6 protein-coding genes and 1 pseudogene are annotated in these 8,922 nt (G+C 51.5%); 5 read left to right on the plus strand and 2 right to left on the minus strand.

From position 1 onward, the window contains the following. Positions 1-84: 84 nt before the first annotated feature. Complete coding sequence (locus C5O24_RS08710) at positions 85-690, minus strand: YqgE/AlgH family protein (RefSeq protein WP_107681714.1); 606 nt, start codon at positions 688-690, stop codon at positions 85-87. Between the two features lie 188 nt (positions 691-878). Here C5O24_RS08710 and C5O24_RS08715 point away from each other — a divergent pair, with 188 nt between their 5' ends. From C5O24_RS08715 to C5O24_RS08735, 5 genes are all read left to right on the plus strand, one after another. After that, a complete protein-coding gene (locus tag C5O24_RS08715) occupies positions 879-2,387 on the plus strand; it encodes a 4Fe-4S binding protein (protein ID WP_107681715.1) in 1,509 nt (502 codons plus the stop codon). 3 nt (positions 2,388-2,390) lie between these two features. Next, positions 2,391-3,770: an aldo/keto reductase gene (locus C5O24_RS08720; RefSeq protein WP_107034809.1), complete on the plus strand. Its 1,380-nt coding sequence runs from the start codon at positions 2,391-2,393 to the stop codon at positions 3,768-3,770. 173 nt (positions 3,771-3,943) lie between these two features. Beyond that, positions 3,944-4,552 carry a C40 family peptidase gene (locus C5O24_RS08725; RefSeq protein WP_107681716.1) on the plus strand — a complete coding sequence of 203 codons (609 nt, stop codon included), beginning with the start codon at positions 3,944-3,946 and terminating at the stop codon, positions 4,550-4,552. Positions 4,553-4,685: 133 nt separating this feature from the next. Beyond that, positions 4,686-6,236, plus strand: coding sequence for a replicative DNA helicase (gene dnaB, locus C5O24_RS08730; RefSeq protein ID WP_107681717.1), 1,551 nt, complete (start codon positions 4,686-4,688; stop codon positions 6,234-6,236). Positions 6,237-6,382: 146 nt separating this feature from the next. Then, a complete protein-coding gene (locus C5O24_RS08735) occupies positions 6,383-7,447 on the plus strand; it encodes a leucine-rich repeat domain-containing protein (RefSeq protein WP_107034806.1) in 1,065 nt (354 codons plus the stop codon). A 579-nt stretch (positions 7,448-8,026) separates the two neighbouring features. On the opposite strand, the pseudogene C5O24_RS14015 reads toward C5O24_RS08735, so the two are convergent. Beyond that, positions 8,027-8,922 (minus strand): annotated as a pseudogene (locus C5O24_RS14015) (hypothetical protein); the annotation flags it as partial.

An 8,922-nucleotide genomic window follows, 5' to 3' on the forward strand; every position in this document is an offset into this window, starting at 1 on the left:
AGTTAAAAGTAAACACACTCGTAATCTTTCCCGCAAAATAAAATGTAAATGTGGAGGGCTTGATTTGGGTCAGAATGACAGTGATCAGTTGGCGTGAGGATTCTGCGGATGATAAAGCCAGCCCCTGAACCGGCTGTCCATAGACCGTACCGTACGGTGCCAATAGGAATCGCCATGTCCTTTCAGCAAACGTTCGGCCGACTTGAATCCGCTGACAGCCCATACATTGCTTTGGATCTCATCTTCGAGCTGGCGCGCGCTCCAACCGCTGTAGCCGATAAAAAATCTGATTTTGCCTTCGGTAGGATAGCCGGCGTTGATATACTGACGCATACAGTCGAAATCACCGCCGATATACATTCCCGAACCGATTTCCTGCGACTGCGGGATTATGTCGCCGAGTGTGTGCATGAAAAACAATCGGTTGGCGCCGACCGGGCCGCCGCAAAACACCGGTGTGTCATGCGCACTGTCAATGCCGTCGATCAGATCCGAAAGACGGTGTCGTGTGATGTGGTTGAGCACGACACCCATTGAGCTGCTGTCGGATGCATGGTCTACGATGTATATGACTGAATGGGCAAAGCACTCCTCTTTCAGAAACGGCTCGGCGACGAGCAGAGTCCCGGCGGCGGCATCTATGGTTGCCGGTATGTCGATATTGAATAATATGCGTTCGAAATCTATCATCCTTCGGGCGATAAATGAAATTCTTCCACAAGATACGCATATTTTTTGAGTGATTGCAATTAATCAGCGCTATTGATTTGTACTGTTAGTGTTTATTAACATTGAGCTGTGTTGTATGCCATCTGAAAAAACACTACATTTGCATGTGTAAGAAGTTCATCTTATGCTTAAATTTTGAACACTCACTTATGCTTAGGAAAATACGTATTGTAGTAGCTGTCGCAGTTTTGATATGTGTCACGGCTCTGTTTATAGACTTTACCGGATTTGCTGTGCGGTGGTGGAGCTGGCTCGCGGGTATGCAGTTTGTTCCGGCTGTGATGGCTCTGAATGTCATAGCGCTTGCCGTATTGCTGCTGATCACAGTGGTGATGGGGCGTGTGTATTGTTCGGTGATATGTCCGCTCGGAATAATTCAGGATTGCATCAACTGGATGCGTTCCCACGTCGGGCCGCGGCGCAGCCGGCGAAATCGTTTCAGATACACGAAGGCGCTCACAGTGGCGCGTATGGGAGTGTTTGTGCTGTTCGCCCTGCTTATTGCTACAGGTTTTACCTATCTGGCTGGATTGCTTGATCCGTATAGCGGATATGGACGAATCGCGTCGGCGTTGATAGCTCCGGTCTATGACGGTGTCAACAATGTGCTTGCCGCAGAGGCCGAGGGTCACGGATCGTATGCTTTCTACAGGGTGGATAGCGTGCCTGTTATGTGGCCGGTCATGATAGTCGCCTTCCTGACGCTTGCTGTGGTAGGATTGATGTCATGGTTCGGAGGCCGGCGTTATTGCAATACGATATGTCCGGTGGGTACGATCCTTGGATGCCTCTCCAAACTATCTCTGCTAAGACCTGTCATCGACACGTCGAAGTGTAACGGATGCCGCAGCTGCGAGCGCAACTGCAAGGCTTCCTGTATCGATGCATCGTCGCATAGTGTGGACTATTCGCGATGCGTGGCGTGCATGGATTGTATTGACAATTGCCGTCAGGGAGCGATCAGTTATACCTTCCGCAATTTTAAGCGTGATGTTGCCGAAGTGACGCAACCTCCGGTCGACACAACGAGGCGCACGTTTCTGACGGCAGGAGCGGTGATCGCCGGTGCGGCTGCTGCCAATGCCGCCGTGGGTAAGCTGCACGACGGTGGTCTGGCGCCTATCGTGCCGAAAACCGTACCGATCCGCAAAGGGCGTATCGTGCCGCCCGGAGCTGTAAGCGTGGCCAATCTCCAACGCCGGTGTACGGCCTGCCAAGCTTGTATATCCAACTGTCCCAACGGGGTGTTGCGTCCCTCTATGGATTTGGCGTCGCTTCTTCAGCCTGAGGTCGGCTACGAGCATGGATACTGCCGGCCTGAATGCACGCGTTGCAGCGAAGTGTGTCCTGCGGGAGCTATATTAAAGATCGATGAGGCTGAAAAGTCGGCGATACACATCGGATATGCCCATATCGATTACGAGAAGTGTCTGTCGGTATCTGAAGGTGTCAATTGCGGCAAATGCTCCCGTAAATGTCCCGCCGGGGCGATCGAGATGGCGGCGGTTGATCCGTCCGATGCCGACGGATCGCGCCTTATGCCGGTAGTCAACGAATCGCGCTGTATCGGATGTGGTGCTTGCGAGAATCTTTGCCCGGTTTCTCCTGCCAGCGCCATAGTGGTGTCGGGTTATGAAATACATAGAATAGATGGATGAGCGATGAAACACGATAAAAATATATCACGACGCGGTTTTCTCAAGTTTATGGGAGCCGGGGCTGCGCTTTCGGTTGTCGGATGCAATGGGCGTGGAAGTGCAGATTCTGTTGCATCCGACGCGGTTGATCCAGGTGATATGACTTACCGTATGACTCCGTCAACAGGCGATCGGGTGTCGATACTTGGTTACGGATGTATGCGTCTGCCGACAGTGAAAGATGCCGACGGGCAGGATGTAATTGATCAGGAAGAGGTCAACCGGTCGGTCGACGAAGCCCTGAAGGGTGGCGTCAATTATTTCGATACGTCGCCTGCTTATTGCAAGGGGTTCAGTGAGCGTGCCATGGGCATAGCCCTGAGTCGCCATCCCCGACAGTCATATTTTATAGCCACCAAGCTTTCGAATTTCAATCCTTCGACATGGCCGCGGGAGAAATCGATAGAAATGTATCGCAATTCCCTCCGTGAGTTGCGCACCGATTATATCGACTATATGCTGCTGCACGCCGTCGGGCAGGGTGGTATGGAAAATCTCCACGGGCGCTATCTCGACAACGGTATGCTTGATTTCCTCATGGCTGAGCGAGAGGCCGGACGAATACGCAATCTTGGATTCTCATATCATGGCGATGTCGAGGTGTTTGACTATTTGCTTGCCAACCACGACCGTTATCGGTGGGATTTCGTGCAGATACAGCTGAATTATATCGACTGGAATCATGCCAAGGAGGTGAACGAACGCAATACGAATGCCGAATATCTTTATGGCGAATTGCGTAAACGCGGCATTCCGGCAGTGATCATGGAGCCGTTGCTCGGAGGCCGTCTGGCGAGCGTCAACAACAATCTGACAGCACGGATGAAACAGCGCCGGCCAGCCGACAGCGTTGCCTCATGGGCCTTCAGATATGCCGGCTCCTTTGAAGGAGTGCTGACAGTGCTCAGCGGCATGACCTACAGGGAACATCTGCGTGACAACCTGCGCACATATTCTCCGTTGCAGCCTTTGACTGACGATGAACTTGCTTTCCTTGACATGGCAGCCAGAATCATACTTTCATATCCTACCGTGGGCTGTACGGACTGTAAGTATTGTATGCCATGTCCTTATGGCATAGATATTCCTTCGATATTCAGACACTACAACCGGTGTGTAAACGAGGGAGAAGTGCCGTCGAGATCGGTCGATCCTGATTATGAACGCGCCCGAAAAGCGTTTCTTGTCGGCTACGACCGGAGTGTGCCGCGTTTGCGTCAGGCCGAACGGTGTATCGGGTGTGGTGAGTGTGTCCCGCATTGTCCGCAAGGTATTAAAATACCCGATCAGCTTGCCCGTATCGACGCTATAGTGGAGAAACTAAAGCGCGGTCTGCCGGTCTGATATGGACGGGTTACGGCTGATACTGTGATCCGGGAATGGTATGTCTGTTAAATTTATGCGTTATCTTTATCAAAATATCACATTTATTAACATAAATATTTGGTAATTTTGCAACGTGAAATTGACAGCGGCAGGCTTAGGCCTGTCAGACCAATCATTATTCATTCAGATTTATGATCCGCACAGCAGTCATCATATTACTGACAACCATCATCTCCGTCCCCGTCTGGGCAAGCCGTCCGGCCGCTCCAGTCAGCGAACTGATGCTTCCCATTAAGGTCGAGACTCCACGCACTGGCGTCTTCTCGCTCATCCCTCCGATCGAATCGACTCTTACATCGTCGCGCAAGATCGCTTCAGAAGGGGAGTCGACACTCTACCGGCTGATGCAGGCTGAAATGGTGGAATATGCCAAGCGCTATCTTGGCTGCCGTTACCGCCGGGGATCAAAAGGGCCGAAAGCTTTCGACTGCTCCGGATTTACAAGCCATGTCTACGGAAAGTTTGGTTTCTCGCTCGGCAGGGCATCGCGGCTTCAGGGTACGCAGGGTACTAAAATATCTCTTGAAGATGCTAAGGTCGGCGATCTGATATTTTTCAGTGGTCGTCGCGTGAGTAAGTCGACGATAGGTCATGTAGGCATGGTTATAGATGTCGATCCGGCCAAAGGTACTCTGAAGTTTATCCATGCATCGTGCAGTCAGGGAGTGGTGGTCACCAATTATCCCGACGGCGGATATTATAGCCGGCGTTTCATTTCGGTAAGACGTGTCATAGAGTGACGCTTCGCCACGGGCTGAACCATGCCGTTTCAATCTGCTGTTTCCTGGGTGTGGAAAACTTTGTCGATATAATGTTGACAGCTTTTGGTGTCGTCGTGCCATAGAGTCGGCGACAGTTTTGTAACTTTGCACCATGGAAACAAAGCGTAGCAACAATTATACCCCACGTGCAAAAAACGATGCCGATCTCGGAGGTAGAGTCCCTCCGCGCGATCTGGATGTGGAGCAGGCCGTGCTTGGCGCTCTGATGCTTGAAAAAGACGCCTATTCGGTGGTCTGCGACCTTCTGAAGCCCGAATCTTTCTACGATCCGGTCAACTCTATGGTCTATGCGGCTATACAGCAGCTCGGCGCCGCTCAGAAACCGATCGACATGCTTACGGTCACGGAGCAGTTGCGTCTTGACGGCAATCTGGAAAAGATCGGTGGTCCGGTAGTGGTTTCTGAACTCACATCAAGGGTGCTCTCCGGAGCTAATGTCGAATATCATGCCCGCATTGTCGCGCAGAAATATCTTGCCAGAGAGCTTATCTCGTTCTCGTCCGACATAAGCACCAAGGCATTTGATGAGGTACACGATGTCGACGATCTGCTGCAGGAGGCCGAAGGACGTCTGTTTGAGATCTCGCAGCGCAATGTAAAGAAGGATGTAACGCAGATCAATCCCGTCATAGAGCAGGCCATCAAGCAGATTCAGGCTGCCGCCAACCGTGCTTCTGGACTGAGTGGCCTTGAATCAGGTTTTCACGAACTCGATAAACTCACCTCGGGATGGCAAAGCTCGGATCTTATTATCATTGCCGCGCGACCGGCTATGGGCAAAACGGCATTCGTGCTTTCGATGGCAAAGAATATGGCTGTGAACTATGAGATCCCTGTAGCTATATTCTCGCTTGAGATGTCCAACGTGCAGCTTGTCAACCGTCTGATCAGTAATGTCTGTGAGCTTGGCGGCGAAAAGATCAAGAGCGGTCAGCTGTCGCCAATGGAATGGGATCAGCTGATGAGCCGCGTCAAGGAGTTGCAGGATGCGCGGCTGTATATTGACGATACACCCTCACTGTCGATCCTTGAGCTGCGTACCAAGGCGCGCCGATTGGTCAGGGAACATCAGGTGAGATTTATAATCATCGACTATCTGCAGCTTATGAATGCCACCGGCATGAAATTCGGCAGCCGTGAGCAGGAGGTGTCGATGATATCTCGATCGCTCAAACAGTTGGCCAAAGAACTGGATATTCCTATAGTGGCGCTGTCGCAGCTCAACCGTTCGGTGGAAACCCGCGGAAAGGATGGCGACCGCGACAGCAAGCGCCCGCAGCTCTCCGACCTGCGTGAATCAGGAGCCATAGAGCAGGACGCCGATATCGTGTGTTTTATTCACCGCCCGGAGTATTATCTGCGTTCGGATACCGATATGGAGGGACGCAACATACGCGGACTTGCTGAATTTATCGTCGCCAAGCATCGTAGCGGCCGTGTCGATGACGTCAAGATGCGGTTTCGCAAGGAGTTTGCAAGATTTGAGAACTGGGAAGACGGCCCGATGGTATCGGCGGTGTCTGTCGGCTCAAAGATGAATGCGTCGGGCGACGATGGCGGCATGTCGTCATCGGCAGGGGCTACATTCTCGGGTGGTTCGGCCGATTTTCTTGGAGCTACTGACGAGCCGACTCCGTTTTAGAGAGTGTTCCGACAAGGTTGGATATGGCCCGACCATGGTTGTCTGAAAAAATCGGGGATTTTTTTCATAGTCTGATCAAGCGAAAAAACTTTTTCGATTGGAGTGTGTTAAGATTATAAAAACTAACACAATTCATTAAAAGTAATATGAAAAAGTTTCTATTGATCACAGCTGTCCTGCTTGGGTGTTCGACGGTGTTCGCACAGAATCTCGACAAAAACGAGGCCAAGCAGATTTCGGCCTTTTTGGCCCAGACATCGGAAAACGGTACGACAAATGCTCAGGTTCTTAAGGTAGCCAATCCGTCGCAGCTCAGCGGTGGAGTGGAGGGACTTACTGTCGTCGGCGGACATGTCACAGCGATCGAGTGGAAGGACAAGCACCTTGCCGGACAACTCTCGCTCAACAATTTCAAATCACTGACTAAAGTCGATGTGTCGCGCAACAAGCTTACGTCCGTTGCCGTAGTCAACGCTCCGGCGCTCACCGAGCTCAATGCGAGCCGCAATGTGCTGACTGCGGCTGATATGCAACAGTGTCCTGTGCTCCAGAAGGTGACCCTCTACAAAAACCGTCTGTCGGACAACGTCAACTTCGATGGCGTGCCGTCGCTCAAGAACCTGAATGTTTCCAACAATCTGTTTGTGGAACTGAACGTTTCCAATGTATCCGAACTTCAGACGCTCAACTGTCAGGGCAACCATCTTGAAGCACTCAACGTTTCGGGATGCACGAAGCTCAAGAACCTTTATTGCGGCTACAACAAGCTGACAAGCCTGAATCTTGCCGGTGTGGAAAGCCTGCAGAATCTTAACGTCGATGACAATCAGATAAATACAATGATTGTCAGCGGACTGCCTTCGCTCTCCACGCTGATCTGCTCCGACAACAACATGGTGACGCTCGGCCTTCGCGACTGCAAAAACCTGCTTGACCTGGTATGTTCCTACAATGATCTGACCACTCTGGATGTCAGCAACTGTCCGAACCTGCTCTTTGTCGACTGTTCCTATAACGATCTGACGAGTCTCAATCTCTCGAATCAGACCTTCCTGCAGCGTCTGCTTTGCAACAACAATCAGATTTCGACGCTCGACGTTTCGTTTGATCAGGCTCTTGTCTACATCAATTGCCGCTATAACCAGATCATAGACTTCCGTACTATCGGATGCTCCAACTTGAGAATGGTTGCATGTCAGTGGAACTACTGATGCTCTGAATGAAAGAACGGCTGTCATGGCGCATGGCGTTCCAGAAGCGCAGCCGAAATGATAGAAAAGGTCGTGGCCTTGCGCTGCGGCCTTTTCTGTTTTTAATGCTTTCGTATTGCGCAGTATGGGTGTGATGGTGATGCAGCCGCCGTTGTTGTGGATAGCGGCATATATCAGATCGTTGTAGATGCGCACGCGCCCCGGAGCAGGCTTGAACAGGATCCGGTTGCGCAGGGTATTGGTGCGCGACAGCAGCGGCCCGCGCTGTCCGTCGGCTCCGGAGAGAGCCTGCTGACGCCACGTCGACGGCCACGCCTGTAGGTTATCATCCAGAAAGCCACCCCGGGCGAAATTGCCCCGGAAATGCTGCATCGCCTTTGTTCCCATGAGCCGCGGCAGATCGCTGCGGAGAAGCTTTGCGAGCTCTTTTTGCCTTTTTTCGGCAAATTCGCGAAATTTTTGCGGTGTCATTGTTTGGAGTGTAAAAGAAATATATTACTTTTGCGATGGTCTTTAGCCGCAAGGCTATCATGCCCAATGGTGTCGGGTTGCTCCTATGTAGGAGGGACCCGGCTTGTTTTATATATCATATTTGAGTAGTTTGTCTGCTCCCTTGATCACACAATAAACATGCTCGATCTTTCTATCCAACAGATTACCATGTTTATCTCGGTAATGTTGGAATCTTTTAATGGATTTGATCATTTTTTTGTGGTCGAATAATGATGGATCGTGAAAGTACAAGCAGACGGAGTTAGATGGATGTTTTACATCTTCGCGGGCATTGTATTTGGTTAGCTGTGTATTCTTTTTCTCGAGCGCGTGCGAATACCACCCATGCCCTGTTATTGATCTTATATCCATCACCTCTCCATCCAGTTCAAGATCAAGGGCGGTAAGATTGTCTCCATTCTTCTTTTTTGACTCATCAAGGAGTAAGGCGACGCGCCCCATGCGGAAGAGCTCCGCCTGGCACTCGAGTTCGAGCTGTGTAGAAGTAAGACCTTCAAAGAAGCGCTCCGCCTTGGGGCTGTCATGGATGATATGACCGATATGCCGGCCTCGCAATCCGCCCGTACGCTTGTCATATTCCACGTCGCGCCATTCAGGATCGTTTTTCAGCTCTCGATATTTCGCACGGTTTTGCTTTCTGCGCTCGATCTCCTCGTCGGGGATGGCATAGTCGGCTTGGCGGCAGCTGTTACAATCCTTCTTTTTATTGCCGAATCGCATGCCCAGGTGGTTTTTGAGGCTTCCCGCAAACGGACACGACGAACAGCTGTCGGGATAGTACGGATGATCCTGGCCGAACAGGCTGCCGGACTTGCCCGGGTTGTCGCCGAGTCCCTTGTGGGGTCCATCCTTGTGCGGATCCACCGCATCCTCATGCTTGATCCCTGTCGCCGGCTCGTCAGTAGACTCCAGCGAGCACTGGCAGTTCCACCGGTCACCCGGCCGGTGGCGCGACCAGAACG

The organism is Paramuribaculum intestinale (assembly GCF_003024925.1).
Classification (GTDB): domain Bacteria; phylum Bacteroidota; class Bacteroidia; order Bacteroidales; family Muribaculaceae; genus Paramuribaculum; species Paramuribaculum intestinale.

Excerpts from the sequence above, each read along its gene's own strand:
- dnaB (WP_107681717.1), top strand. The coding sequence starts at position 4,686 with ATGGAAACAAAGCGTAGCAACAATTATACCCCACGTGCAAAAAACGAT.
- C5O24_RS08715 (WP_107681715.1), top strand. The coding sequence starts at position 879 with ATGCTTAGGAAAATACGTATTGTAGTAGCTGTCGCAGTTTTGATATGT.
- C5O24_RS08720 (WP_107034809.1), top strand. The coding sequence starts at position 2,391 with ATGAAACACGATAAAAATATATCACGACGCGGTTTTCTCAAGTTTATG.
- C5O24_RS08725 (WP_107681716.1), top strand. The coding sequence starts at position 3,944 with ATGATCCGCACAGCAGTCATCATATTACTGACAACCATCATCTCCGTC.
- C5O24_RS08735 (WP_107034806.1), top strand. The coding sequence starts at position 6,383 with ATGAAAAAGTTTCTATTGATCACAGCTGTCCTGCTTGGGTGTTCGACG.
- C5O24_RS08710 (WP_107681714.1), bottom strand. The coding sequence starts at position 690 with ATGATAGATTTCGAACGCATATTATTCAATATCGACATACCGGCAACC.